The organism is Blautia sp. AF19-10LB (assembly GCF_003461245.1).
In the GTDB taxonomy this organism is placed as follows: Bacteria; Bacillota; Clostridia; order Lachnospirales; family Lachnospiraceae; genus Blautia_A; species Blautia_A intestinihominis.
Map to the genome: position 1 here is coordinate 1 of NZ_QTWS01000027.1, position 26,603 is coordinate 26,603.

A 26,603-nucleotide genomic window follows, 5' to 3' on the forward strand; every position below is an offset into this window, starting at 1 on the left:
CATTGAGCAAGAAGCCCCCACTTCAAAATCAAAGATTTAAGTGGTGGGAGCATGTCACAGAAAAGGGAGGAAAGAGCCGTGTCTGAATATGTTCTTGAACTTAAAGGCATAACAAAGATTTTCCCGGGCGTTAAGGCACTGAACAATGTACAGTTCCAGTTAAAATCTGGCGAAGTTCACGCACTTATGGGTGAAAACGGTGCTGGTAAATCTACAGACCAGACAGCAGCTCTTCTTCAGAACTACCCAGATCTGAAAGTTATCTGCGCACCTACAACAGTTGGTATCGCTGCAGCAGCTAAATACCTTCAGGACAACGAATCTTCCTGCAAACTGACAGGTCTTGGACTTCCGTCCGAAATGGTTGAGTACACAGGTGATGACGATGCACATTCCTGCCCATACTTCTATCTGTGGGATATGGAAGGTCTTGGAAAACTTTCCGCATATGCAACAATGGCACTTGTAAAAGGTGACATTACTGGTGCAGTTGACGAAACATTCACAGCTGGCGATATGGGTGAATACACAATCACAACAGCTGATGACGAAGGAACAGAAATCGTTCTTGGTGAGCCACTTCAGTTTACACCAGACAACGTAGCTGACTACGCTAAACTGTACTAATCAGCGCGTTTGGAGAAGCTAAAGTTTTTCTGAATATGATAAATCCTTAAAGGACAGGGCGGGACCGTAAGGCTTCGCCCTGTCTGCGTTGTACGGGAGCCGGGAGATATTGCAATCGTCATAAGTTACGTGTTAGAATATAAAAAAGCAGGGAACAGCAAAAGTAACGATCAGAAAGCAGGAAGATACCATATGCAGCAGGCTTTATTGGACCATTTAAGAAAAATTACAGAGGAAGAACAGCGGATCCTGGACGGAGTCGCGGAGGTAGATAAGGAGCTGTACACCTCTGGTAAGGATTTTACCGTGGACAGTGCCAAGATGCTCAGCGAGGGCAAGCTGATCGCGGTCAGGACACATACGCGGTTCGTGCATTTTCCGTCGCACCGCCATAACTTTATCGAGGTGCTTTATGTCTGTCAGGGACAGCTTACCAATATCATTGGCGGCAAGGAAGTGGTGCTCCGCCAGGGCGAACTGCTTTTTCTGAACCAGTTTACAAGGCATGAGATCCTGCCGGCGGGAGAAGAAGATATCGCGATCAATTTCATGATCCTTCCGGAGTTTTTTGATGTGGCTTATACGATGGCGGGGAATAACAATGTGCTGGCGGATTTTCTGGTAAATGTGCTCCGGCAGGATGATGAGCGCGGCGAATACCTTCATTTCAAGGTGGCAGAAGTGCTGCAGATCCAGAATCTTCTGGAAAATATGATCTACTCACTGGTGACAGGCAAGGGCGATCAGAATCGGATCAATCAGACGACGATGGGGCTTATCTTTCTATATCTTCTGGAATCGGTGCAGTATGCGGAAATGCGGCTTCCGAACCAGTATGAAAATATGATCTCCATGACGACACTGGATTATATCGAGCAGCAGTACAGGACGGCGACCCTGACAGAACTCTGCGAACAGCTTCATCTTCCGATGCATGTACTGAGTAAGATGATCAGGAAAAACACCGGTTTTAACTTCAAAGAACTGCTCCAGCGCAAGCGTCTGAGCAAGGCGGCAGAGCTGATGTGTGAGACGGACCTGCCAATCAGTGATGTGATCGCGGCGGTCGGCTACGAGAATGGAAGTTATTTTCACCGGGTATTTAAAGAACGTTATAATATGACGCCACGGGCGTTTCGCGTGGCAAATAAAAAAAGTGAAAAGGTACGGCTGTAGACCATATCTTTTCACTTTTTTTATTTCGCGCTGTTGGCGAGGTTTTTGACAAGTTCAATGTCGGACTGTCTGACTTTGAGATTGGTTTCGATCTTTTTGCCGGTCGGTGTGGTCACTTTGATCTCGATGATGGTATCTGGTGTGATCGCAGCACCTGCGGTCTGAAGAAATTTAGGAAATTTGGGATGATTTCTGGTAAAAGCAGCCCAGGAATTTTTTAACTGAAATAAGCCTCCGAAATTCATATGGTTCCTCCTGTTCAATTAATTCTGAAAATGGATCTTTTCGCCCTGAATGACAGGATAACAGATAAGTGTCCGGCTGTCCAGATTTTCCCGTTTCATGTCAACTGCGGTGATCTGATGATTTTCGTAAGTGGTGTAGTAGTAGATGCCCTTGGTGGCATTGCAGCAGGATGTGTAGAGTGTGAGCTCATATTTGCCGTCTGCAACTTCACAGCAGCCTCTCTGCTGGTCAACGGAGCCAAGGATATGGAAAAACTGGCTGACGCTTTCCAGTTCGGAATCGCCGGATCTTGCGTTCATTCTGGTAAAGGCGACTCGGACAAAGCGGGAAGCAGAAGAAAGGTCGCCCGGAAGTCCGAGTGCCCCCATGCCGCGGCTGTAGGCGGAAAGTGCCAGATCGTCAGCAAAAGTATTGGCAGGCTGTTTCGGCGACAGATGCATGTAGTTGTTTAACTGGAACATCTGCTGTGGAAATGGTGGATTGTTGGTGAGGACACCCACCGGATTGTCGTAGATATGAAGCCCGTCGGACATGGATTCCACGGTGATGGATTCCTCCTTGTCGGAGATGATCCAGTGGAGCTGTGCCAGTGGAAACTGTTTGCTGAACGGTGTGTTTACCAGGTTCATTCTGGCCAGAAGTGTGCGGACTTCTGCGACGGAAGCGCACTGGCTGAGAATCCACGGGATGAATTCAAACTGTGCAATGTTGTCAAGCCCTGGCTTTACGTCTGCATAGGCGGCGTTTCCGACGAAATTCAGTCCTGCCATGCCGAGCCCTTTCTCGTTGATGGCATCGTAATACAGCGGGTAATTCTCAGCAACATGTGCCATGCCGATGATCGCAAAGTGCGTATCGATCACTCCTGCATGACGGAAATGAAAAGGGTAATTCCGCGGCGCGATCGTGATCTGGTCGCCGTAGGAAAACTCATAATCGAGAGTCCTTCCGAAATAAAAATCTCTGGTTTTGTAAGTGGCAGCAGTACACATAAAAAATCTCCTTATCAGAAATCGAAATCAGCGTAGTCTTCTGGAAGGAAGCGGTGGTAGATGATGTGGCATCCTTCGTCTTTGAAACAATAGTAATAAGTGTCGTCTGGTTTGTCTCCAAAGCGGATCAGGCGGTCGAATTCCCCGTTGTCCATTTCTTCTGTAATGACATTATCAGAATGAGTATGGAACAGATCCAGGATTTCATCCATGGTACAGCCATGTCTGCCGACCAGATTGACAAGCTCCTTGATAAATTCATTTCCGGCAGTGTTATTATGCACATAGACAGTGCCCTGCTGTGGAATATGGAAACAGAAGCGGTCGCCCTTGTGGGAAACCTCAATGTCTCCGAGTTTGTCTGTAATAGAAGCAGGAAGCACTTCAAGACGTGCCTGCATCTCATCAGCAGTGTCAGCAGCATCGAAGAAGTGATTCAGAGAAGAAAGCGGATAGTACAGACGGATATCCTCCCTAAAAAATCCAAGCTTCGCCTGCTCTTCTTTGATGATGTCGATTAAATTTCTTTCAAGTTTATCATAACCCATGATGGGACCTCCTAAACAAGTTAATTCACTGCAACATATTGTACCAGATTCTCACCGAGATTACCAGACCGGCAGAAGAAAATAGTTACAAAAAACAACCATTTCACATCAGCTGTTTTTCGACAAAACCTTACAAAAACTGCTCGTTGACAGTACAGTGGCGGTAAGGTATCATAGAACAAAAGAGGCTTAATATCTCTATAAAGAGGAGGAACATCATTATGTTAGTATTGGTATACCGAAAATGCAGCACCTGTCAGAAAGCCCTCAAATGGCTGGAGGAGCATAAAATCTTTTTTGAGGAACGCGCGATCGTGGATGAGAATCCTACTTACGAGGAATTAAAGGAATGGTACGGAAAAAGCGGACTGCCGCTCAAGAAGTTCTTCAACACCAGCGGCATGCTCTACAAGCAGATGAACCTCAAGGATAAGCTTCCAGAGATGACCGAAGACGAACAGCTCAGACTCCTCGCTACCGACGGCATGCTGGTCAAACGCCCCCTCGTAATTGGCGAAGACTTCGTCCTGACCGGTTTCCGCGAGAAGGAGTGGGAGGAGAAGATACGGGGGTGAAGGATTAAAGAATGCTGGAACCCCAACGATATTATCCACACGATCTGTGCATTTGCGAATGACTTTCCTAATGTAAATGGTGGTTATCTTGTCATAGGGATTCAGGCCGAAGAAGGGATTCCCATACTCCCGCCCAAAGGTCTTCCACGAAATACGCTGGATTCTGTACAGCAGGAGATTTTTCAGTATTGCAACATGATCACACCCAGATATATTCCGCGGATTGAAGTATTTTATAGCGGCCCACATACTGACGGATGATTTTTTACTGTAAAATTTTCCTCCACGAAAGTTTTCTCCATTTATCTATTGTATTTTTGCATGCATTCGTGTAAAATAAATTACAATTTAGTCTGGTAAAGCACGAATATGTATTATAACAGACCATTGAATAATAGAAAATTTTTATTATCATACCAGTACAAGAAATACACAGATGAAGGAGAGAGAATAAATGGCAGATCATGAAATGTTAAATCTTGACGAGATGGGCACTCTGAAAGACAGTATGGAGCTTCTTGGGGAAGAACTGATGAATGGCCATCGGATCAACCCAAATCTCTATGTAGAATACGATGTAAAGAGAGGTCTTCGTGACTCCGCAGGTAAAGGTGTCCTGACAGGACTTACCGAAATTTCCGATGTTACAGGTTACGACCTGATCAACGGGCGCAAGATCCCTGCACACGGCAGACTGTACTATCAGGGATATAATGTAAACGATATCGTAGACGGCCTCAAAGGACGTAAATTCGGTTTTGAGGAAACCATTTACCTCCTTCTGTTCGGCAGACTTCCATCCGACAAGGACATGGAAGTTTTCAAAAACATCATGGCAAACTTCGAGACCCTGTCCGGTCGTTTTGTCCGTGACGTTGTCATGAAAGCTTCCAACGGCGATATCATGAACGCAATGCAGAGATGCATCCTCACTCTGTACACCTACGACTCCAAACCAGAGGACAACTCCGCAGAAAACGTTCTCCGTCAGAGTATCGAAATGATCGCGAAACTGCCTCTGATCGCAGTATATTCCTATCATTCCTACAGACATTTCCGTAAAGATGAGACCCTGTTCATCCGCAACCCACAGAAGGACCTTTCCCTCGCAGAAAACATCCTTCTGATGCTCCGTCCGGACGGCAAATACACAGAACTGGAAGCAAAGGTTCTCGACATCGCACTGATCCTTCATGCAGAGCACGGCGGTGGTAACAACTCTACATTCACCACACACGTAGTTACCTCATCAGGAACAGACACCTATTCTTCCGTTGCAGCATCCATCGGTTCCCTCAAGGGACCTCGTCATGGTGGTGCAAACCTCAAAGTCCAGAACATGTTCGAGGATATCAAGGCAAACGTCAAAGACTGGACCGATGAGAAAGAAGTGGAAAGCTATCTCCGCAAGATCCTCAACAAAGAAGTCTTCGACCACAGCGGTCTGATCTACGGTATGGGACACGCCGTTTATACCCTTTCTGACCCACGTGAAGTCATCTTGAAACGCTTCGCCAAAGACCTCGCAATGGAGAAGGGCATGATGAAGGAATTTGCCCTCTACGAACTCGTAGAACGCCTTGCCGGAAGACTGGTCATGGAACAGAGAAGACTTTTCAAAAATGTCTGCGCAAACGTAGACTTTTACAGCGGTTTCGTATATACTATGCTTGGAATCCCGAAAGAGCTGTTCACGCCGATTTTCGCGATCGCACGTATCCCGGGATGGAGCGCGCATCGTCTTGAAGAGATCCTCAACGCAAGCAAGATCATCCGTCCGGCATACAAATATGTGGGACATCATGCAAGCTTTGTTCCGTTTGACGAGAGAGCGCCGGAGGAAGGCTGCGAGGAAGTACTGAGAGAATTAGAAAAGGAAGAAGCAGGACAGCCGGAAGAAAAGGCAGAAACTATAGAAAAAGAGGCACCGCAGGATTCGAAGAAGTGCCCTGAGGAGAAGAAGAATAAATGAAACAGGTTATTTTAACAGGTGACCGTCCTACCGGAAGACTTCATGTAGGACATTATGTAGGATCACTGAAGGAGCGTGTCAAACTCCAGAATTCCGGTGATTACGATGAAGTTTATATCATGATCGCAGATGCACAGGCACTGACAGACAACGCCGAGCATCCGGAGAAAGTACGTCAGAACATCATCCAGGTTGCACTGGATTACCTCGCATGCGGTATCGACCCGGCGAAGTCCACGATCTTTATCCAGTCTATGGTACCGGAACTGACAGAACTGACATTTTATTATATGAACCTTGTTACTGTTGCACGTGTGCAGCGTAACCCTACCGTTAAATCCGAGATCCAGATGCGTAACTTCGAAGCAAGCATCCCGGTTGGATTTTTCTGTTATCCGATCAGCCAGGCAGCAGATATCACTGCTTTCCGTGCAACACATGTGCCGGTTGGCGAGGACCAGATGCCGATGATCGAGCAGTGCAAGGAGATCGTGCACAAATTCAATACCGTATACGGTGAGACTTTGACCGATCCTAAGATCGTTCTGCCGTCCAACAAGGCATGCTTACGTCTGCCAGGTATCGATGGCAAGGCCAAAATGAGCAAGTCCCTTGGCAACTGCATCTACCTCTCTGACGAAGAAGCAGATGTCAAGAAAAAGATCATGTCCATGTTCACAGACCCGAATCATCTCCGTGTACAGGACCCAGGCCGTGTAGAGGGCAATCCGGTATTCATCTACCTGGAAGCATTCTGCAAGGATGAGTATTTCCCGGAATTCCTGCCGGAATACCAGAACCTCGAAGAGCTCGAGGATCACTACCGCAGAGGCGGTCTTGGCGATGTCAAGGTTAAGAAATTCCTGAACAACGTTATGCAGGCAGAACTTTCACCGATCCGTGCAAGAAGAAAAGAATGGGAGCAGCGCATCCCGGATGTTATGGATATCCTCAGAGAAGGCAGCAGGGTAGCGGAAGCCAAAGCAGCCGAGACCCTGAATGACGTTAAAGCATCCATGAGGATCAACTACTTTGACAGCGACCAGTCTGATATGTATCAGAAATGATCAGCCTGCAACGGCTATATGTAATAATCACAACTGCAAGTGGTATGACCAACAATAAAAAATAGTATTGACAATCGACAAAAATCAATGCTATAATACCGCATATTCCGAGAGGAACTAAGCAGACGAAGAAGTCTAGGAGACTTTTTCGTTTGCTTTTTTTATTTTCTAAATACCCATAAAGGAGGAAATGTAATGCGTTTAAATCCAAAGGAACAGGAAAAGCTTATGCTCCATATGGCAGGAAATCTGGCAAAAGAGCGGAAGGAACGAGGCGTGAAACTGAATTATGTGGAAGCAGTTGCCTATATCAGCTCAGAACTTCTTGAACTTGCAAGAGACGGCAAAGAAGTAGTCGAACTGATGCAGCTCGGTACCAAAATGCTGACAAAAGACGACGTTATGGACGGTGTCGCAGACATGGTACATGAAGTACAGGTAGAGGCAACATTTCCAGATGGAACCAAACTTGTAACAGTACACAATCCGATTCAGTAAAGGAGGACAACTATGAAAATTGGCGAAATCATTCCATTGGACAGAGAGATTACATTAAACGAGGGCAAACCTACCGTCACAGTCAAAGTGGCAAACACCGGCGACCGTCCGATCCAGGTTGGCTCACATTTCCATTTTTTTGAGGTAAACCGTTACCTTAAATTCGACAGAGAAAAAGCATATGGTTTTCATCTGGACATCCCTTCCGGAACTTCTGTCCGCTTTGAACCAGGTGAAGAAAAAGAAGTCCAGCTTACCGCGATCGGCGGAACAAAGAGAGTCTTCGGTCTGAACGACCTGACCTGCGCGCAGATTTCAGAAGTCAACAAAGAAGCAGCTCTTAATAACGCCCGCACCAAAGGCTTCATGCCAAAAGAGTAAGTAGATTCTGACAGAAAAAAGGAGGAAACAGATTCATGAGTGTAAAAATTTCCGGTGAAAAATATGCAATGATGTACGGCCCGACAACTGGAGATAAAGTACGTCTGGCAGATACAGATCTGATCATTGAGGTAGAAAAAGACTACACCACTTATGGTGATGAAATTAAATTCGGCGGCGGCAAGACGATCCGTGATGGTATGGGACAGTCCGTTAAGACAACAAGCGCAGACGGTGATCTGGATCTTGTTATCACAAACGCCCTGATCGTAGACAGCACAGGAATCATCAAAGCCGATATCGGAATCAAGGATGGCAAGATCAAAGGAATCGGTAAAGCAGGAAACCCAAGCGTGATGGACGGTGTGACACCGGGCATGACCGTAGGTGCTTCCACCGAGGCTCTTGCAGGCGAAGGAATGATCGTGACAGCAGGCGGTATTGATACGCATATCCACTTCATCTGCCCGCAGCAGATCGACTGTGCGCTGTACTCCGGCGTGACAACCATGATCGGCGGCGGAACTGGCCCGGCAGACGGAACAAACGCAACGACCTGTACACCAGGACCATGGAACATGGAAATGATGCTCAAGGCAGCAGAGGAATATCCGATGAACTTAGGTTTCCTCGGAAAAGGAAACTGCTCCGATGAGAAACCTCTGATCGAGCAGGTCAAAGCAGGTGCGATGGGTCTCAAGATCCATGAGGACTGGGGGGCAACTCCGGCAGTCATCGACCATTGTCTGAATGTGGCAGATGAATATGATGTACAGGTTGCCATCCATACAGATACCCTGAACGAAGGCGGATGCGTAGAAGATACCATCAATGCCATCGGAGGAAGAACCATCCATACATACCATACAGAAGGTGCCGGCGGCGGACATGCACCGGACATCATCAAAGCAGCAGCAACCCCGAACATCCTTCCTTCTTCCACAAACCCGACCATGCCATTCACTGTAAATACTCTGGATGAGCATCTGGACATGCTGATGGTATGCCACCATCTGGACAAAAAGATCCCGGAAGATGTCGCTTTTGCAGATTCCCGTATCCGTCCGGAAACGATCGCAGCAGAGGATGTCCTTCACGATATGGGTGTGTTCAGCATGATGAGCTCCGATTCCCAGGCAATGGGACGTATCGGTGAGGTCATCACCCGTACCTGGCAGACAGCAAGCAAGATGAAAGGCGAGAGAGGACCGCTTCCAGAAGATGAAGGTCACGGAAACGACAACTTCCGTGTAAAACGATATGTTTCCAAATACACCATTAACCCGGCAATCACACACGGTATTTCCAAGTATGTAGGATCTGTGGAGCCAGGAAAATTTGCTGATCTCGTTCTCTGGAACCCGGCATTCTTCGGAGCAAAACCGGATATGGTTATCAAAGGCGGTATGATCATCGCATCCAAGATGGGTGACGCCAACGCTTCCATCCCGACCACACAGCCGGTATTCTACCAGCCGATGTTTGCAGCACATGGAAAAGCAAAATATGCCTCCTGCCTGACCTTCGTATCCAAGGCAGCCATGGAAGAAAATGTCAAAGAGAAATACGGTCTGGAAAAAACTGTCGTGCCTGTAGAAAACTGCCGAAACATCGGAAAGAAAGACATGGTATTTAACGACAAAACACCGGAGATCACGGTAGATCCGGAAACATACGAAGTAAAAGCCGACGGAGTCAGCATCACATCCAAACCGGCGAAAAAACTTCCGCTGACACAGTTATACAATCTGTTCTGATGACTTTCTGAGGAGGGCATAAATGTTAGGTGTTTGTTTATTATTTGTAGGAATTGTCCTGATCAACAACGGTATCTGCAACTTTTATAAAGTAGATGGAAAATCCCTCGCAGTGATGAATATTTTTACCGGAGGACTTTCTCTGTTCATCAACTTTGTAAATCTTGTGCAGGGAAATTATTACGCAGCAGGAACAGGACTTCTGTTCTGCTTCACTTATTTATTTGTGGCAGTCAACAATATTTTTAAACTGAGCGGCATTCCGTTCGCATGGTTTTCCACATTTGTAGCGATCAACGCAGTGGTATTTGGAACACTGGAAGGTTTTACCGGAAGTACAGCTCTTGGTATCCAGCCGGACATCCGCTGGGCTGCGATCTGGTATCTCTGGGCGATCCTCTGGGGAACATCCTTCGTTGAGGACATCATGGGCAAAAAACTCGGCAAGTTTGTGCCGGCCCTGCAGGTATTTGAGGGCATCGTGACCGCCTGGATCCCTGGCGTGCTGATGCTGATCGGAAAGTGGTAAAAAGGTAATTCCGCGAGGAGGAACATACAATGATTTGTGAAAAAATTTTGGGAAAACTGACAGACGGAGAGTTCTCTGGAAAAAAGGTGGATTACGTGGACATCCACTGGGATGAAGCATTCAAAAAACTTCACAGAAAAACAAGTCAGGGAGGCACAGAACTCGGCATCCGCCTGGATGACTCTGTGCTGACCAGAGGGCTGAATCAGGATGATGTTCTCGCAGTGGAGGGTGATACCGTGTATGCGGTAAACATCCCTCCCTGCGAGGTGATCGTAGTCACTGTCGACGAACATCATCCACATATGGTGGCAAAGGTGTGCTACGAAATCGGAAACCGTCATGCACCACTGTTCTGGGGTGCGAAAGAGGGAACTTTCATCACACCATATAACGAACCGATGCGGGTAATGCTGGACAAACTCCACGGTGTTTCCACAGAGGTAAAAGAATCCAAACTGGATTTTGACAGAAGGATTTCTGCTTCCGTACATTCCCATACCCACTAGGAGGTACGTCTATGACAGAAGGAACAGCGAAATTTTTTCTGCTACAGGTAAATGATGCACTGTTTCCGATTGGTGGATATTCCCACTCCTACGGGCTGGAAACTTATATCCAGAAGGGAATTGTTCATGATGAGGACAGTGCAGAAGAATTTATCCACAAGCGGCTCGAATATAATTTTTTGTATAATGAATTTCTGGCAGTGAGACTTGGCTGGGAGTACGCGGTCAGTGGAGATCTGACGGCAATCTCCCGTCTGGAAGAGATCATGGAAGCCGGAAAAATCCCGCGCGAAACAAGAGAAGCAAGCCGGAAACTGGGTTCACGTTTTATCAAAACTCTGTCGGCGCTTGAGATTCCACGCGAGAACCGTGTTTTTGAGGAATACAGAGAGGCACGGAAAGGAAAAAGCGTGCATCATGCAGTGGCATACGGTGTTTTCTGCGGGGCGGCAGGGATCACCAGAGAAGAGGCACTGGAACATTTTCTGTATGCGCAGACCTCTGCAATGGTCACAAACTGTGTAAAAACGATTCCGTTAAGCCAGTCTTCCGGGCAGAAACTTTTGAGTGGGTGCTACCCGCTTCTCCAGAAACTGACCAGGGAAGTGAAAGAGCTCGGGGAAGAATGGCTCGGACTTTCCGGCCCGGGATTTGACCTTCGGTGTATGCAGCATGAAGGACTGTATTCGAGGATTTACATGTCCTGATACCAGGGAGAAAAGTTCAAAAAGCCGTTCGTGCTTACACGATAAGGATTTTGAATGATTATGAGAAAATAATGAGAGGATGAGGAACAATGTCATACGTAAAAATTGGCGTGGCAGGACCGGTTGGTTCCGGCAAGACTGCCCTGATCGAATGTCTTACAAGACAGATGGCTTCTGAATACAGCATTGGTGTTATCACCAATGATATCTATACAAAGGAAGATGCAGAATTCCTGAGCAAAAACTCTGTTCTTCCACGCGAGAGGATCACAGGCGTAGAGACCGGCGGCTGCCCGCACACCGCAATCCGTGAAGACGCTTCCATGAACCTGGAAGCAGTAGAAGAGATGATGGAAAAATTCCCTGATATTCAGCTTTTGTTCATCGAGAGCGGCGGTGACAACCTTTCCGCAACTTTCAGCCCGGAACTCGTAGATGCGACGATCTTCGTCATTGATGTGGCAGAGGGCGACAAGATCCCGCGAAAAGGCGGACCTGGAATCACCAAGTCAGATCTTCTCGTCATCAACAAGATCGACCTGGCTCCGTATGTCGGTGCGGACCTTTCTGTTATGGAAAGAGACTCAAAGAAAATGCGCGGCGAGAGACCGTTCCTTTTTACAAATATCCGCGGACTGGACGGCACAGATGCCGTGATCGACTGGATCAAGAAAAATGTACTTCTGGAAGGATGTTAAAGCGTGACGACAGAAAATAAATTTGGAAAGACATCAGAGGTAAGACTGGAAACAGAACTGAGAGATGGAAAAGCCGTGCTGAGTGATGTGTTTTTTACAGCGCCTTTCAAGGTGATGCTTCCATTTTATCTTCGGGAAGATTTTATGCAGGTGATGGTGCTTTCTGCATCGGCTGGCATCATGGAAGGGGATGTGCAGAAATTTGACATCCATGTAAATCCGGGAACCAGCCTGGAATATTTGTCACAGGCATATGAGAAGATCCACAAAATGAAAGAGGGCATGGCGCGGCGGGAGACCAGGATCGTCGTGGAGCCGGATGCGTACCTCAAATATGCACCGCTTCCAACCATCCCGTTCAAAGATTCTGCCTTTGAGAATCATCTGGAGATCGAGCTGAAAGAAAAAACTTCCCGGCTTCTGTTCCAGGAGATCCTTTCCTGTGGAAGAGCTGCCTGCGGTGAGGCGTTTGCCTATCGTTTTTACCATAACCATGTGGCAGTCAGAGAAGAGGGGAATCTCATTTATCTTGACAATACCCGGTATGACCCGAAGCTCTTTGAAATGAGCGGAACCGGGATGTACGAAGGATTTACACATCTTCTGAATCTGGTGTTTTTTAACATTGAGAAATCAGAATCCTGGATGAGTGAAGTGAGAGAACTCCTCGATGAAACACCGGAGATTGAAGGCGGTGTGACAAGGATCGCAAGCGGCGATGCGGCTGTGCGTATCCTTGGAAGAGGCTCAGAGCCCCTTCTTAAGATATCAGAAAAGATCCAGAGCATGGATTGAAAACTATATTTATATTCAAAAAAGCAACTGTTTTGGAGCAGATCCGGAGCAGTTGTTTTTTTGTGCATTTTAAATCCGATAGAAAAAACAAAATGTTGTTTTGTGTGGATTCCTTTTTGCAAAATAGTTGTTTTTTGCTGACTTGAAGGAAAATCGCCTTGACATTATGTATACAAAATAGTACAATTAGTAATATTAGATAGAGAGTATTTGGCACTAATATACATAGTGAAAGTGAGGAGCTATTAATGGCAGATGAACATAGAGATCAGATCAGAATCGTGCAGGAGACTGTAGCAGGTAAGGAGATTACCTTTGCACATGTAATGGGCGGCCCGGCTCCGATCATATATCAGAAACTCGGACTGAACCCGCAGGTGGACTACCGTTCATCCGCGATCGGGATCATGAACATGACTCCGTCAGAATCTGCAGTCATCGCATCCGATATCGCAGTCAAGAGCGGCAATGTCTATCTTGGATTTGCAGACCGTTTTACAGGAACCATGATCATTACAGGAGAGATTTCAGACGTTATGTCCGCGATGACAGAGGTTGTCGATTATTTCCGTGACACTCTGGGATACGTAGTCTGCAAGATCACCAAGAGATAGGACGTAGGACATGGAAGAACGAATAACGAGAGAAGAACTTCTCGAGAAACTGTTTAATGATGATTATGAGCATCTGAAGGGAAAGAAACTCCGTATGACACGTGTACGGGTTCCTGGTAAATCCATCGATTTTGCCCATGTTTTTACACCTTCAGATCCATCGGTGTATCAGAATCTGGCACTTCATATTGGTGTGCATGAGGGCGAGGATCATACAGGAGAGTCCATTGGCATCATCCGTATCACACCATGGGAGGCGATCGTAGTTGCGACAGATGTTGCAGTCAAGGCTGCTGATGTTGAGGTTGGTTTTATGGACAGGTTCAGCGGTGCGCTGATCATACTCGGCGGTTTATCACAGGTGCTGACTGCGATCGAGGAAGTCGTCAGATTTTTCCGCGATGAGCTGAACTTTAACGTATGTGAGATTCACAAAAGCTGAAACAGGACAGGATAAATAATGAAGAAAGTTTTTTTGATGGGGCGAAGTGAAGCAGGCAAGACTTCTCTGACCCAGGCACTGAAGGGTGAGGAACTCCATTATCACAAAACCCAGTATACAAATTCAAATGATGATACGATCGATTCCCCGGGAGAATATGCAGAATCCAAGCATTTCAGTGTCGGTCTGGCATGTTTTTCCTTCGAGGCAGACGTGATCGCGATTGTGCAGGCAGCAAACGAGCCGTTTAACCTGTTCAGCGACGGAAGCAGGAACTTTCTCCTTCGTCCGCTGATCGGCATTATCACGAAAGTAGACTCCCCCTATGCGAACCTTCCAATGGTCCGCCAGTGGATGGAGAATATGGGCTGCGAGCGGATCTTCGAGGTCAACAACGTAACGAGAGAAGGAATCTCAGAACTGATGGATTACCTCAAGGACGACCTTCCGAAACTCACCTTGGAGCAGGCGAAGTTCAAGCAGAGCCTTGGCCTGAACGAATGGCAGCCACTTCCGGAGGGCGTGGAGTATCCGGAGAGCATTCGGTGATAAATGCGAGAGTCGTATATATAATTAAAAAGATAAATTACTTATGAAGAAACTGATCGACGCAATGGAACATCCGGAAAAAGAAGAATATCAGAACTTTACCATCCGTGTTTCCGGATACGCTGTTAAGTTCATTTCCCTGACAAAGAAACAGCAGCTTGACGTTATCCCACGTACCTGCCATAAGAGACTGTAATAAGGGACTGATATTGTTATGGCATTTGGATTTGGATCGCAGGAAATGCTGGACAGAGCACAGGTGCCTGACAAATGGCAGCTTACGCCACTCAGGAATTTCAAATCTCCCCGGATCCGGGCGAGGATGTGGCGTACTGCTCTGGCAGTATTGATCACCGCCGTAGTTTATGAATACCTCCTAAGCAAAAGAAATCCGTGTTTTGCACTGATCGGTGCAGACTCAGCGATTCAGCCTGGAAGTGTTATTTACTTTGTCGTGATCTACACAGTTGGTACGGAGCGGGTACTCCCATACACAATCGCCCGCATCCTTGATACAGGAGGAGGTGTGCTGATCGCACTTCTTTTGTATGTGCTGTTTCCCTCAAAGCACGACAGAGAAAAAGGTGTTTCTTTACTGACCTTCTGGGCTGGAACAAAAGATGCCTTTAAATCTTACATAAACAAAAACCGCACATCCCGAAAAAAAGAGCGTGAAAATTTCGGAGCGGAAGATGAAAATTTCTTCACTATAATCTCTAAAATAAAAGATAGACGAAAGTAACACCAAAAAGAGCATTTGACTGTCCCGGACAGCAGGTGCTCTTTTGGCGTAGAAAAGCCTGGAACGGGTCGGTATGACCCATTCCAGGCTTTCACTGAATATGTGTGCAACATTAAGATATCACAGTTGATTCTTGCATGCAGTAGCACATATTATAGAAACATTGCACATTTTTTATTTCATTATAAAAATCACATACCATCTTTCAGCACATCATAATCTCTCAATACTTTCTCGATCACGGTTCCCTTGATGAAATGAAGTACTGGTTTCAGGATAAGGTTTGCACCCGGGATGTCAATCTCCAGCGGGGATTTGCCGTCCATCAGCTTCACGCTGCTGCTTAAGAGTTCACGGATATCGTAAACGCTTCCCCATACTTCCGGTACGCCACGGTCAACGCCGAGGAGTCCGTAAACAGCTTCCATAGCGGTTCTGACAGAGTATTCTGTGGTGAATACGGTATCACGCGGAGTATCTGCGAACTGGCCGAGGAATGCGAAGTTTACACAGCCATCCGGGATAACGTCCGGGCGGTCGCCTTTGGTTCTCGGCATGAAGAATGCGGTGATATATGGCATCATGGTCGGTACACATACCGCACTGTTTTCTGCGAGGTCTTCGATCTGGTCTTCCGGAACACCAAGATGGTACAGCCATTCTTCGGTGATCTCTTTACCGGTACAGTCTTTCATCGGTTTCTTGACATAGTCGCCAGGTACGTCTGTAAACAGACCGTAAACCCATACGCAGACCTTATCTTTGTCCTGATCCTTGAACTGTCCCTGACGGTTGATAGTCCAGCTTAAAAGCCACTTGGAATCCTGGCAGCTTACGATACCGCCTGTAACAACCTTGCCGGTACGTGGATCACGTTTGCAGATGTCCGTGATATAAGGAATGATCTTGTCATCCAGAGTTGTGACAGTTGCAGATTCCCAGTTGGTCTTGCTGATATCGGAGCAGAATTTTTCTGGATGTCCGAAAGATGGATCCTGCGCTGCGATATTTTTCCAGAGGGACCAGCAGCCGCTTGTACGAACTTCCGCGTCGCCGTTCGGTGCATGGTTCTGATCACCATAGATCGTACCTTCTGTACAGCTTCCGTTTGTGACGAATACGAGGTCGTTTTCAGTAAGGACGATGCCTTTTTCTACGCCATTTACCTTGCATTCGATCGCAGATGCGATCTTCTTGTCATCCTTGAATTCAAAGATCACGTTGGTAACTTCTGTGTTGAACTGGAAGTCAACACCTGCTTCCTCCAGATATTTCTGCATTGGAAGGATCAGGGATTCGTACTGGTTGTATTTGGTGAATTTCAGGGCACTGAAATCCGGAAGTCCTGCAATGTGGTGGATGAAACGCTGGAAGTAAAGCTTCATCTCCAGGGCACTGTGCCAGTTTTCGAATGCGAACATGGTTCTCCAGTACAGCCAGAAGGTGGAATTAAATACTTCATCGTCGAAAACATCCTCGATGGTCTTATCGTAGAGGTCTTCGTCCTTTGTCATGAAGAGTTTCATGATCTCCATGCAGCCCTTCTGGCTGAGGTTGAACTTGCCGTCTGTATGAGCGTCTTCGCCGCGGTTTACAGTTGCACGGCAGAGAGAGTAGTTCGGGTCATGTTTGTTCAGCCAGTAATATTCGTCCAGAACAGAAACACCAGGTGTTTCAATGGAAGGAATGCTGCGGAACAGATCCCAGAGGCATTCGAAGTGGTTTTCCATTTCACGGCCGCCTCTCATGATGTAGCCACGTGTCGGATCAAAGATACCATCGCAGGCACCACCGGCAATGTCCATGGCTTCGAGGATGTGGATATGAGAACCAGGCATCTGTGCGTCACGGACAAGGAAGCAGGCTGCGGCAAGAGATGCAAGACCGCTTCCGACGATGTAAGCGTGTTTGTCATCTACGCCTTCCGGTTTCTCCGGGCGGGCAAATGCTTCGTAGTTACCATTTGTATAGTAGATGCCTTTGCTGTTCTTTTCGTATTTGCCGCGTTCTGTATTGCGGTAGTCAGATCTGGCAGCTTCGGCTTTCTTTGCTTTTGTAGCTTTGATCTCTTTATTTTCCTGAGAGTTTTTTGCGAGCATTGCGGCTGCTCCGGCTCCTGCTGCAAGTGCGATACCAAGTTTTAATCCTTTTTTAGACATATAAAAAACCACCTTTCATTTGTTTATGATGATGTGTATTTCTCTGTTTCTGTCTCCTATAGTATTGCCATTTTGCAGGTTTTTCAATTTACAAAAGAGGCGAAATGAGTAAAATCTTATCACTTTGTCGATTTTGTAAAGTTTTTGATGGAATTTGAGATATTTCCATGAAGGGTGGTGCACATATTCTGGCAGATAGAAGCGTAGTCGGATTTCATTCCCTGGCAGATCCAGTCGAGCATGATGCCGACAAAACTGTACTTATAGAAATCAGCGATAAAATTTTTCTGCGCCTGAGTGATGGATGTCCCGATGGACTGTTCCTCGACAACACCCATGATCAGATCGTGGGTCAGGCGGAAGAGGAAGTTTTCAATCTGTTCACGGTGCAGGGAACTGTAGGCATTCATAATGAAAGCTTTGTTTTCGTAGACTGCCTCAAAAATCTGCAGAAGTCCTTCCTGCCAGTCGCCCGATGTCTTTTTACCCTGGAGTGCACGTGTGGATTCTTCGAGGCAGACCCATTCCACCAGGTCATAGATATCCTTGAAATGATAATAAAAAGTCATTCTGCTGATCCCGCAGTCAGTGGTGAGGTCGTTGATCGTGATCTTTGTCAGAGGCTTTTTGAGAAGAAGACGCTTGAGCGATTCTTCCAGAGCCCGTTTGGTCATGTTGGACAAAAGCTGTTCCTCCGTTTTCCTTTTCTTCTTATTATATCCGTAAATCAGGGGCACTACAAGCACGATGAGAGGAAACATTTTTTTATTGGAAAAAAATATCGAAAAACTGGGAAAAAACTGTTGACATATGGAAGGGGTTATAGTAAAATTACCCAATGTGACGTAGTGCGATGACTCCTGAGCCAAAGCCCCGGCGAAGGTGTTTTTATCAGCGGTTTCGGACATTTCCGCAGTATATGTTATTTGCACTGATCACCAGGAATTATATATGATATCACGACAATTCGTGATTAAACAAACTATCGTTGATAAATAACAGGAGGTAAAACCATGCAGACTTATATGGCTAATCCAGATAAAATCGAAAGAAAATGGTATGTAGTTGACGCTGAAGGCTGTACACTGGGCCGTCTGGCATCTGGTGTTGCTAGCGTATTAAGAGGAAAGAACAAACCACAGTTCACACCACACGTTGATACAGGTGATTACGTTATCATCGTTAACGCTGACAAAGTTAAAGTAACTGGTAAGAAAATGGACCAGAAGATCTACTATCATCACTCCGACTATGTTGGTGGAATGAAAGAAACCACATTAAAAGAAATGATGGCTAAGAAACCGGAGAAGGTTATCGAGCTGGCAGTTAAAGGTATGCTTCCAAAAGGACCTCTGGGAAGAACCATGTACAAGAAACTTTTCGTTTATGCCGGACCAGAGCACAAACATGAAGCTCAGAAACCGGAAACCTTAACATTTTAATAGGAGGTAGGAGACATTGGCTAGCGCAAAATTCTACGGAACAGGAAGAAGAAAGAAATCAATCGCAAGAGTTTACCTTACACCTGGTACAGGCAAAATCACAATCAATAAAAGAGACATCGACGAATACTTCGGATTAGAGACTCTGAAAGTTATCGTTCGTCAGCCACTGGCTGCAACAGAAACAGAAGGCAAATTTGACGTTCTTGTTAACGTTAAAGGTGGCGGATACACAGGACAGGCTGGTGCCATCAGACATGGTGTTGCAAGAGCCCTTCTTGAGGCAGACGCAGAATACAGACCAGTTCTCAAAGCTGCTGGATTCCTTACACGTGACCCACGTATGAAAGAACGTAAGAAATACGGTCTCAAAGCAGCTCGTAGAGCACCGCAGTTCTCTAAACGATAATCTGGAGCGAAACTTTTTCGAATACAGATGCATATCCAACCCCGGAATCTTTGGTTCCGGGGTTTTTCTAAAAGACATATCTATTGTTTCTAATTTCAGAAGAATCTAACAGTTGATCATCAGAGAAATATTACCGCTGATGATTGAAAGAATCCTATTATTAACCAGTGAATTTAAGACAACCGAGACCTGATTTATAAGCCTATGGAATTTGAATGACCCAGACAGGGAAAAGGGAAGAGCAGGTCTACGAATCAACATATGTGCAATGACCTGAACCGGGTAGAATATAGGGCGGGTCTACGAATCAAAGGAGATACAATGGCTCGGATAAGAGTAAATACAGAACAGACCAACGGAAATTGAGTCGAGAAATGACTAACAGGTAAGAAAGTACAGTGAAAGTCCACAAAAATTGTGATTGAGAATGACTATAGCAATAGCAAGTCCATACAAAGTCAACAAAATTCTGGCAAGTTGTATGGCCCGAGGGAGGGCAAGTACTAGACAAGTCAAAGCCTGCTCTGAAATCAGATGATCTGATGGAGAGCAAGTATTAGGCAAGTCAAAGTCTGTTCTGAAATTAGATGGTCTGAGGGCAAACAAGTATCAGATAGGTCAAAGCCGGCGCTGAAATTAGGTGGCCCGAGGGAGAGCAAGTATCAGACAAGTCAAAGCCGGCGCTGAAATTAGGTCGCCTGAGGGAGAGCAAGTATCAGACAGGTCAAAGCCGGCGCTGAAATTAGGTGGCCTGAGGGAGAGCAAGTATCAGACAAGTCAAAGCCGGCGCTGAAATTGAATGACCTAAGGGGAGCAAGTTAACACATACACACAAATTAGATGGTATAAAGATTTACAAGTGTTGAGCCAGTTAAGGCATTTCCTGAAAACATGTGGTTGGAATATCAGCAAGTATTTAGCAAACGGAACAGATGTCAACAAAGAATTTTGATTATAGCACTCCCAAAAAATACTACACACTCTTGACGACAGGTCTGTGATAGAGTCAAGAGGTGATTATTATGTTACATGATGAAACACGCAAACTACTTATTGAAGCTTGGAATAAAACGCACAATGCAAAAGAAATCGCAGAGTGTTTTTCTGTGAATACCAGTACTGTTTACCGCCTGGAAAAACAAATGTGTGAAACAGGTTCTGTAAAAACAAGGACATCACAGAGAGGGCGTAAACATGCCCTGACACCGGAAGATATCCAAAACATTGACCGGGTGGTTCGGCAGGAACCAGATATCACAATTGATGAAATCATTGATACACTTGGTCTGCATGTTTGTAATGAAACAGTCCGCAAGGCAGTTATTAAACTCGGGTATTCTTACAAGAAAAAATCTCTTCATGCCTCAGAGCAGGAGCGTCCCCGATGTCAGGGAAAAACGCAGAAACTGGAAAAAACATATGTCGGAGAGAGACATAAATTATCTGGTCTTTCTGGACGAAAGCGGAGTAAACATCAATATGACGCGACATTATGCCAGAGCATGGAAAAACCGGAGAGCAGTAGATAAAACTCCATTCAACACGCCCTGCAATACAACCGTTCCTTCTTCCATACGTCTGAATGGAGACTGTGCCTATACAGTCTATCAGGGAGGAACTACTGCAGAGCGGTTTGCAGAATACCTGAAAACAAAGTTACTGCCGACGCTTTCAGAAGCAGACATTATCGTTATGGATAATATGCGTTCCCATCATGCAAAAGCGGTGAAACAGCTACTGGACAGCTCAAAAGTAACCTATCTGTATTTGCCCCCGTATAGTCCGGATCTGAATCCGATTGAAAAGATGTGGTCAAAACTCAAAGCATTTTTAAGGAAAGAAAAGATACGGATTGCATCGGAATTACCCTCAGCTATTTCAAAAGGATTTTTAACAATTCGTCCAAAGGACTGCATAGGGTGGTTTCATTCGTGTGATTATGTGCAATAATTTAGTGGATTGCTATAGTTGATTTAAATTCTAAGAGTAAATAAATGAGTCATACTGCGAAGAATATTTCTATTAAATGATTCCCAATACCATTCTCTAATGTTCCTAAATCACAAATAAAAGAAAAGGAGATGTAATATATGAATGGTTTAAGACAAAAATTATTAGAGGAAGAAAGGTTTTTAAAAGACATTCTGAACGGGATAGGTGATTCAGAGGAAGAAGTGTTGGAAGGTACTTTACGAATCTCGATGGACAAAAATAAAGTCCGTTACTTTCATCATATTCCAAGTGGAAATGGTAAGAAATATGACACCTATATTCCAAAGACTAACAAAGAACTTCCTGTTCAACTGGCGCAAAATACATATAACAACAAATTGCGCAGCCTGGTAAAGAAACGTCTGGAACAGCTTCGAAGAATATTGAAAGATTATGATGACAATGAAATTGACGTATTATACACGAAAGAACATCCCGAGAGACAGAAGTTGATCAAACCGATACAACCAACATGGGAACAACGTTTAAGCGAATGGGAAAAGGAAGAATATAAAGGCAAGACATTTGCTGAAAATATTCCAGTCATAACAACAGCAAAGGGAGAACGTGTGCGTTCGAAGTCAGAAAAAATCCTGGCAGATTATTTTTATCATACAGGAATTCCGTATAAATATGAGCATCCAGTAATATTGAAAAGATTTGGAATAGTCTATCCCGACTTTACATTTTTATCTCCAAAGACAGGAGAAGAGATATACTGGGAGCATGATGGAAGAATGGATGATCCTGAGTATGCAAGAAAAGCGATCAAGAAGATTGAAACATACGAAAAAAATGGAATCTTTCCAGGGCAAAGGTTAGTCCTGACATTTGAAACGCTACAGGATGGATTGGACATGAAAATTGTAGAGAAGCTTGCAAGAGAGTATCTACTATAGTATGAAAGATAGAAAGGTATGCCTTTAGTGTTGGCTTATATTACCTTGTAAACAGTTTGGAAAAAATTGATGGCTTAGGTTAACTGAAATTCAGGATAAAGATTACCAGTAGAAAAGTAATGGTAGGATCTACGAATCAATATAGCTGTAATGACTTGCATAAGAGTAAATACAGGGCAGACCAACAGAAACTGAGGCGAGAAATGACCAGCAGATAAGTAAGTACAGTGGAAGTCCACAAAAATTGTGATTGAGGATGACTATAGCAATAGCAAGTCCATACAAAGTCAACAAAATCCCGGTAAGTTATATGGTCTGGTAGAGAGTAAGTAGTAGACAAGTCAAAACCAGCTCCGAAATTATATGGTCTGATGGGGAGCAAGTATCAGGCAAGTCAAAACCAGCTTTGAAATCAGATGGTCAGATGGGGAGTAAGTAGTAGACAAGTCAAAACCAGCTCCGAAATTATATGGTCTGATGGGGAGCAAGTACTAGGCAAGTCAAAACCAGCTCCGAAATTATATGGTCTGATGGGGAGCAAGTACTAGGCAAGTCAAAACCAGCTCCGAAATTATATGGTCCGATGGAGAGCAAGTATCAGGCAAGTCAAAGGAGGCTCCGAAAGTAGATAGTCTGATAGGAAGCAGGTACTGTACAAGTCTAAAATGCCCGTAGCTTAGATGGTCTAAAGCTGAGTAAGTCAGTGTCGGGTTTACAGATCCAGACAGGTCTGCATGTGGCTCGATAAAGTGAAAAATATGCCATAGGAAAACGTCAAATTCCCAAAAATACCACTTGACCTCCAGCCAGATTTGCGGTATAGTTCTCTACACTTTGTAAAAAAGGAGCGAGAACTTATGACTTTTTATCAGGAACTGCAGCTGAGTTCTGTGGGCTCGAAGCAGTTGATCAAAAACACCACAGATCCAAAGGAAAAAAGACGACACATTCTGATCTACAATTTCAAGGTATACCTCGTGATGGCATTCTGTGTGGCGGTTGTGTCTTTGTACAGTAAGCTTACCGGCAGTAACAACAGCGTGGTTGGCGTGACCGTTCTTCTGGCGGTGATGGTGCTCAGACAGGCAGATTTCGGGATACGGACGACACATGGGCTGTTTTGCATTGCAGGGATTTACGGGATTTTGATGGCCGGACCAAGGATCGCGAATTCAGTCTCCGCAGTACCGGCATTTGCCGTGAATATCATTTGTATTATGCTTCTGATGATCCTGGGATGCCACAACGTGATCATGTATAATCATTCTACATTTGTCCTGGGATACCTTCTCCTGCTGGGGTACGATGTGACCGGAGCAGAATACATAAAGAGAGTAGAAGGACTCGCCGTTGGAATGCTGCTCTGCATGTTTATCTTCTATAAGAATCAAAAGAACCGTCCATATAGAAGAACATTCCTGGATCTTTTCCGTGAATTCGACCTGAATTCTGCGCGCGGAAGATGGTATCTCAAACTGACACTTATCGTTTCCAGCGCAATGCTTTTCATGAACCTTCTGGGACTTCCGAGAGCAATGTGGGCAGGAATTGCCTGCATGTCTGTATGTCTTCCATTTACCGAAGACTGCATGGGACGCGCAGGAAAACGAGGAATGTTCAACATTGTAGGATGTGCTTTATTCATCGTATTATACCTGATCCTTCCGAAATCCATGTATCCGTATATCGGCATGATCGGTGGAATTGGCGTAGGCTATTCAGCAGGATATGCCTGGCAGACTGCATTCAATACTTTCGGAGCATTATCCATCGCAGCAGGACTGTTCGGCATGCCGGCAGCAGTAGCACTTCGTATCGGTGCCAACGTATTCGGAGCAGTATATACGATCCTATGTAACAAAGTAATCGACAGACTGTTTGAACGCAAACATATGGAAAAGAGTATCGCATAATTAAATATAGATTGCATCTGCTTTCTGTTCGAAATATAATATTTAATGAAACGAACAGAAAGCAGTTTTTTTATGGAGGGAGGAAAGATTTGAAAAAAGTAAAAAAAACTATAAGTATATTGCTGTGCCTGCTTTTGCTTGGTGGGATTTTGAGCGAAACAGGGATGCAGGGTGGTATCTTGCCTCAGACTGTACAGGCTGCCGGCAGGTATACCGGATGGAAAACTGTTTCCGGGAAGAGATACTATTACCAGAATGGCAGAATGCTGAAAGGCATGTCAAAAATCGGAAATGACTATTATTGTTTTAATTACCAGGGGGTTCAGCTGAAAGGATGGGTGTACACAAAAAATCATTATCGCTATTTCGATAAAAGAAGCGGAAAAATGAGAAGAAACACCACAATTCAGGGAAGAAAGATCAATAGCAATGGAGTATGGGTACCTGTAGTTGTTCTTGATCCGGGACATTCCGGAGTCCAGATGAGTGGATATGAACCATTGGGACCGGGCTCAAGCGAAAGAAAAGCGAAATGCAGTTCCGGCACAGAAGGAGTTGCTACAGGAATTGGAGAATATCAGCTTACATTAAATATAGCCAAAAAACTTCGTACAGCACTGATAGCACAGGGATGTCGTGTGATTATGACCCGAAATGACAACAAAACCAGAATAAGCTGTGCACAGAGAGCAGGAGTTGCAAACAGAGCAAAAGCAGATGCATATCTGAGAATTCATGCAAATGGAGTGGATTATTCATCGGTAAATGGCGCGATGACAATTTGCGTAACCTCCAGGAACCGTTACGTTTCCAGAAACATGTACAGGAAAAGCTATGCACTTTCAAAAGCAGTGCTGAATTCTTATGTGAAGGCAACCGGATGCAGGAAAGAATATATATGGGAAACAGACAGCATGAGTGGAAATAACTGGAGCAAAGTCCCGACAACACTGATTGAACTTGGATATATGTCGAATCCGTCAGAAGACAGAATGATGCAACGACCATCCTACCAGCAAAAAATGGTCAAAGGAATGGCTGATGGCATAAAAAAATTTTTTATAAGTTGAGAGGAGAAAATACACGGCATATTTAGGCGAAGAAATCAAGAAACTTGGATTCGGTCTGATGCGTCTTCCGAAGCTGGATGACGACACCATCGATGTAGAACAGACCAAGAAGATGGTAGATCTTTTTCTGGATGCAGGATTCACGTATTTTGATACTGCATGGGCTTACGCAGGAAGTGAAGATGCGATCCATCAGGCACTGGTAGAGCGCTATCCGAGAGAAAAATTCCAGCTTGCCACCAAGAACACAGCATGGATCAACTGCAAGACAAGAGAAGATGCGACAGCACAGTTTGAAACATCCCTGAAACAGACAGGAGCAGGATATTTTGACTTTTATCTGCTGCACAATCTCGGCGAGATGAGAACACAGTATTTTGATAACTTTGATCTCTGGAGCTGAGTCCAGGAGAAAAAGGTCCAGGGTCTGATCAAACATGTAGGCTTCTCCTTCCACTCCACACCGGAAGAACTGGAAGCGATCCTGACTGCACACCCTGAGATGGAATTCGTCCAGCTCCAGATCAACTACGCAGACTGGGAAAACCCGGCAGTCCAGTCAAGAGCATGCTATGAGGTTGCACGTAAGCACGGCAAACCGGTCATCATCATGGAACCAGTCAAGGGCGGTATGCTTGCAACCCCGCCGGAAAGCGTAGAAAAGATCCTCAAAGACGCAGAACCAGACGCATCCCCGGCATCCTGGGCAGTTCGTTTTGCGGCAAACCTGGAAGGTCTGCTGAAATAATATCAGTCGTTCACTTTCCAGTTTTCCAGAAGTTTCAGCTCGATCTTCGTTCCATCAGGAAGCGAGAACCAGTGATCGTTGATCGGAGTCACAGGATAAGCTTTGATCTTTTCCATTGTTTCTTCTACAGAATCAACGGCGATAGAAATATGAACATAGCCGTTTTCGGCAGTGATATTGATATTTTCCATCTCGCAGAGCTGGATACCCTCGCGGAACCAGCATTTGCGAGATGGCTTTTCTCCGATTTCTCTCCACATATGCATATCAAATACATCTTCAAAAAATTTCTGGGCGTCTTCGTAGGAACTTGTACGAATCGCGGCATGGTCGATCTTTGCCATAAAAAATCCTCCTTGATTAAGTTAGAGCCCCGACGGGGCTGTTTCTTTCACCATATAAGAACTTCCGAACAGATGCAACTGCTCTTGGAAATTATCTCAGCATTATCTGAAAAAATACAATATAAAAACCGCATAAGTATGCAAAAACAACAGACAACATGCACTTTTCCTTGACATAAATATACAAAATTGTTAAAATATTT

At 45.2% G+C, this 26,603-nt stretch carries 31 protein-coding genes and 2 pseudogenes; 27 read left to right on the forward strand and 6 right to left on the reverse strand.

Going from position 1 to position 26,603, the window contains the following annotated elements; translation table 11 throughout:
* Positions 1 to 78 precede the first annotated feature (78 nt).
* Together DWX28_RS13970 and DWX28_RS13975 are read left to right on the forward strand one after the other, a co-directional pair.
* Entirely contained in the window at positions 79 to 627 is a 549-nt protein-coding gene (locus tag DWX28_RS13970; RefSeq protein WP_227222354.1) for a substrate-binding domain-containing protein, read from the forward strand.
* A 192-nt stretch (positions 628 to 819) separates the two neighbouring features.
* Positions 820 to 1,803 (forward strand): AraC family transcriptional regulator, encoded by a 984-nt coding sequence (locus tag DWX28_RS13975; protein WP_118253224.1) that lies wholly within the window; start codon positions 820 to 822, stop codon positions 1,801 to 1,803.
* 20 nt (positions 1,804 to 1,823) lie between these two features.
* On the opposite strand, the gene DWX28_RS13980 is transcribed toward DWX28_RS13975, so the two are convergent.
* Genes DWX28_RS13980 through DWX28_RS13990 form a run of 3 tightly spaced genes read right to left on the reverse strand, consistent with a single transcriptional unit; the run spans position 1,824 to position 3,589 of the window.
* The gene (locus DWX28_RS13980) at positions 1,824 to 2,048 is read right to left on the reverse strand and encodes a hypothetical protein (protein ID WP_118253164.1); all 225 of its coding nucleotides are present in this window, start codon (positions 2,046 to 2,048) and stop codon (positions 1,824 to 1,826) included.
* Between the two features lie 18 nt (positions 2,049 to 2,066).
* Entirely contained in the window at positions 2,067 to 3,041 is a 975-nt protein-coding gene (bsh, locus tag DWX28_RS13985) for a choloylglycine hydrolase (protein ID WP_118253168.1), read from the reverse strand.
* Between the two features lie 14 nt (positions 3,042 to 3,055).
* Positions 3,056 to 3,589, reverse strand: coding sequence for a DUF3877 family protein (locus DWX28_RS13990; protein WP_022214473.1), 534 nt, complete (start codon positions 3,587 to 3,589; stop codon positions 3,056 to 3,058).
* 221 nt (positions 3,590 to 3,810) lie between these two features.
* On the opposite strand from DWX28_RS13990, the gene DWX28_RS13995 reads away from it, so the two are divergent.
* The 17 genes and pseudogenes from DWX28_RS13995 (at position 3,811) to DWX28_RS14075 (ending at position 15,424) form a co-directional block, all read left to right on the forward strand.
* Positions 3,811 to 4,164 (forward strand): arsenate reductase family protein, encoded by a 354-nt coding sequence (locus DWX28_RS13995; protein WP_022214472.1) that lies wholly within the window; start codon positions 3,811 to 3,813, stop codon positions 4,162 to 4,164.
* A 3-nt stretch (positions 4,165 to 4,167) separates the two neighbouring features.
* Positions 4,168 to 4,425 carry an AlbA family DNA-binding domain-containing protein gene (locus DWX28_RS20810; protein ID WP_118253227.1) on the forward strand — a complete coding sequence of 86 codons (258 nt, stop codon included), beginning with the start codon at positions 4,168 to 4,170 and terminating at the stop codon, positions 4,423 to 4,425.
* A 193-nt stretch (positions 4,426 to 4,618) separates the two neighbouring features.
* Entirely contained in the window at positions 4,619 to 6,136 is a 1,518-nt protein-coding gene (locus tag DWX28_RS14005) for a citrate/2-methylcitrate synthase (RefSeq protein WP_022214471.1), read from the forward strand.
* Positions 6,133 to 7,203: a tryptophan--tRNA ligase gene (gene trpS / locus DWX28_RS14010; protein WP_022214470.1), complete on the forward strand. Its 1,071-nt coding sequence runs from the start codon at positions 6,133 to 6,135 to the stop codon at positions 7,201 to 7,203. The genes DWX28_RS14005 and trpS overlap by 4 nt, the downstream gene beginning before the upstream one ends.
* A gap of 195 nt (positions 7,204 to 7,398) precedes the next feature.
* Positions 7,399 to 7,701, forward strand: a complete 303-nt coding sequence (ureA, locus tag DWX28_RS14015; RefSeq protein ID WP_022214469.1) for an urease subunit gamma — start codon at positions 7,399 to 7,401, stop codon at positions 7,699 to 7,701.
* A gap of 12 nt (positions 7,702 to 7,713) precedes the next feature.
* A complete protein-coding gene (gene ureB, locus DWX28_RS14020; RefSeq protein ID WP_022214468.1) occupies positions 7,714 to 8,082 on the forward strand; it encodes an urease subunit beta in 369 nt (122 codons plus the stop codon).
* Positions 8,083 to 8,117: 35 nt separating this feature from the next.
* The gene (gene ureB, locus DWX28_RS14025; RefSeq protein WP_118253172.1) at positions 8,118 to 9,839 is read left to right on the forward strand and encodes an urease subunit beta; all 1,722 of its coding nucleotides are present in this window, start codon (positions 8,118 to 8,120) and stop codon (positions 9,837 to 9,839) included.
* A gap of 22 nt (positions 9,840 to 9,861) precedes the next feature.
* Positions 9,862 to 10,368 carry an AmiS/UreI family transporter gene (locus DWX28_RS14030; protein WP_022214466.1) on the forward strand — a complete coding sequence of 169 codons (507 nt, stop codon included), beginning with the start codon at positions 9,862 to 9,864 and terminating at the stop codon, positions 10,366 to 10,368.
* Positions 10,369 to 10,397: 29 nt separating this feature from the next.
* Positions 10,398 to 10,877, forward strand: a complete 480-nt coding sequence (locus DWX28_RS14035; RefSeq protein ID WP_118253175.1) for an urease accessory protein UreE — start codon at positions 10,398 to 10,400, stop codon at positions 10,875 to 10,877.
* A gap of 11 nt (positions 10,878 to 10,888) precedes the next feature.
* Positions 10,889 to 11,584, forward strand: coding sequence for an urease accessory protein UreF (locus DWX28_RS14040; protein WP_118253178.1), 696 nt, complete (start codon positions 10,889 to 10,891; stop codon positions 11,582 to 11,584).
* Between the two features lie 89 nt (positions 11,585 to 11,673).
* Positions 11,674 to 12,282: an urease accessory protein UreG gene (gene ureG, locus DWX28_RS14045; protein ID WP_022214463.1), complete on the forward strand. Its 609-nt coding sequence runs from the start codon at positions 11,674 to 11,676 to the stop codon at positions 12,280 to 12,282.
* A 3-nt stretch (positions 12,283 to 12,285) separates the two neighbouring features.
* The gene (locus tag DWX28_RS14050) at positions 12,286 to 13,077 is read left to right on the forward strand and encodes an urease accessory protein UreD (RefSeq protein WP_022214462.1); all 792 of its coding nucleotides are present in this window, start codon (positions 12,286 to 12,288) and stop codon (positions 13,075 to 13,077) included.
* A gap of 248 nt (positions 13,078 to 13,325) precedes the next feature.
* The gene (locus DWX28_RS14055; protein WP_022214461.1) at positions 13,326 to 13,691 is read left to right on the forward strand and encodes a BMC domain-containing protein; all 366 of its coding nucleotides are present in this window, start codon (positions 13,326 to 13,328) and stop codon (positions 13,689 to 13,691) included.
* Between the two features lie 10 nt (positions 13,692 to 13,701).
* A complete protein-coding gene (locus DWX28_RS14060) occupies positions 13,702 to 14,133 on the forward strand; it encodes a BMC domain-containing protein (protein ID WP_022214460.1) in 432 nt (143 codons plus the stop codon).
* Between the two features lie 18 nt (positions 14,134 to 14,151).
* Positions 14,152 to 14,682 carry a EutP/PduV family microcompartment system protein gene (locus DWX28_RS14065; RefSeq protein WP_118253181.1) on the forward strand — a complete coding sequence of 177 codons (531 nt, stop codon included), beginning with the start codon at positions 14,152 to 14,154 and terminating at the stop codon, positions 14,680 to 14,682.
* A gap of 46 nt (positions 14,683 to 14,728) precedes the next feature.
* Positions 14,729 to 14,878: pseudogene (locus DWX28_RS14070) on the forward strand (glycine radical domain-containing protein); the annotation flags it as partial.
* Between the two features lie 18 nt (positions 14,879 to 14,896).
* Positions 14,897 to 15,424 carry a hypothetical protein gene (locus DWX28_RS14075; RefSeq protein WP_118253184.1) on the forward strand — a complete coding sequence of 176 codons (528 nt, stop codon included), beginning with the start codon at positions 14,897 to 14,899 and terminating at the stop codon, positions 15,422 to 15,424.
* 191 nt (positions 15,425 to 15,615) lie between these two features.
* Here the strand turns inward: DWX28_RS14075 and DWX28_RS14080 are convergent, their stop codons facing one another.
* Entirely contained in the window at positions 15,616 to 17,583 is a 1,968-nt protein-coding gene (locus DWX28_RS14080; RefSeq protein WP_022214456.1) for an oleate hydratase, read from the reverse strand.
* Positions 17,584 to 17,702: 119 nt separating this feature from the next.
* Positions 17,703 to 18,266 carry a TetR/AcrR family transcriptional regulator gene (locus tag DWX28_RS14085; protein WP_022214455.1) on the reverse strand — a complete coding sequence of 188 codons (564 nt, stop codon included), beginning with the start codon at positions 18,264 to 18,266 and terminating at the stop codon, positions 17,703 to 17,705.
* 330 nt (positions 18,267 to 18,596) lie between these two features.
* On the opposite strand from DWX28_RS14085, the gene rplM reads away from it, so the two are divergent.
* From rplM to DWX28_RS14120, 8 genes and pseudogenes are all read left to right on the forward strand, one after another.
* On the forward strand, positions 18,597 to 19,025 hold the full coding sequence (rplM, locus tag DWX28_RS14090; protein ID WP_005427591.1) for a 50S ribosomal protein L13: 429 nt from the start codon (positions 18,597 to 18,599) through the stop codon (positions 19,023 to 19,025).
* Between the two features lie 16 nt (positions 19,026 to 19,041).
* On the forward strand, positions 19,042 to 19,434 hold the full coding sequence (gene rpsI / locus DWX28_RS14095) for a 30S ribosomal protein S9 (protein WP_005427589.1): 393 nt from the start codon (positions 19,042 to 19,044) through the stop codon (positions 19,432 to 19,434).
* Between the two features lie 1,022 nt (positions 19,435 to 20,456).
* A complete protein-coding gene (locus tag DWX28_RS19425) occupies positions 20,457 to 20,963 on the forward strand; it encodes a transcriptional regulator (RefSeq protein ID WP_158565316.1) in 507 nt (168 codons plus the stop codon).
* Positions 20,854 to 21,384: an IS630 family transposase gene (locus DWX28_RS14100; protein WP_158565317.1), complete on the forward strand. Its 531-nt coding sequence runs from the start codon at positions 20,854 to 20,856 to the stop codon at positions 21,382 to 21,384. Before DWX28_RS19425 ends, DWX28_RS14100 begins: the two co-directional genes overlap by 110 nt.
* A gap of 140 nt (positions 21,385 to 21,524) precedes the next feature.
* Positions 21,525 to 22,325 (forward strand): hypothetical protein, encoded by an 801-nt coding sequence (locus DWX28_RS14105; RefSeq protein WP_022214239.1) that lies wholly within the window; start codon positions 21,525 to 21,527, stop codon positions 22,323 to 22,325.
* A gap of 857 nt (positions 22,326 to 23,182) precedes the next feature.
* Positions 23,183 to 24,238, forward strand: coding sequence for an FUSC family protein (locus DWX28_RS14110; RefSeq protein ID WP_022214238.1), 1,056 nt, complete (start codon positions 23,183 to 23,185; stop codon positions 24,236 to 24,238).
* An 89-nt stretch (positions 24,239 to 24,327) separates the two neighbouring features.
* Positions 24,328 to 25,308, forward strand: coding sequence for an N-acetylmuramoyl-L-alanine amidase (locus tag DWX28_RS14115; protein WP_243002440.1), 981 nt, complete (start codon positions 24,328 to 24,330; stop codon positions 25,306 to 25,308).
* Positions 25,309 to 25,342: 34 nt separating this feature from the next.
* Positions 25,343 to 26,056, forward strand: a pseudogene (locus tag DWX28_RS14120) (aldo/keto reductase).
* Between the two features lie 2 nt (positions 26,057 to 26,058).
* On the opposite strand, the gene DWX28_RS14125 reads toward DWX28_RS14120, so the two are convergent.
* The gene (locus DWX28_RS14125; protein ID WP_022214234.1) at positions 26,059 to 26,400 is read right to left on the reverse strand and encodes a VOC family protein; all 342 of its coding nucleotides are present in this window, start codon (positions 26,398 to 26,400) and stop codon (positions 26,059 to 26,061) included.
* Positions 26,401 to 26,603: the final 203 nt, after the last annotated feature.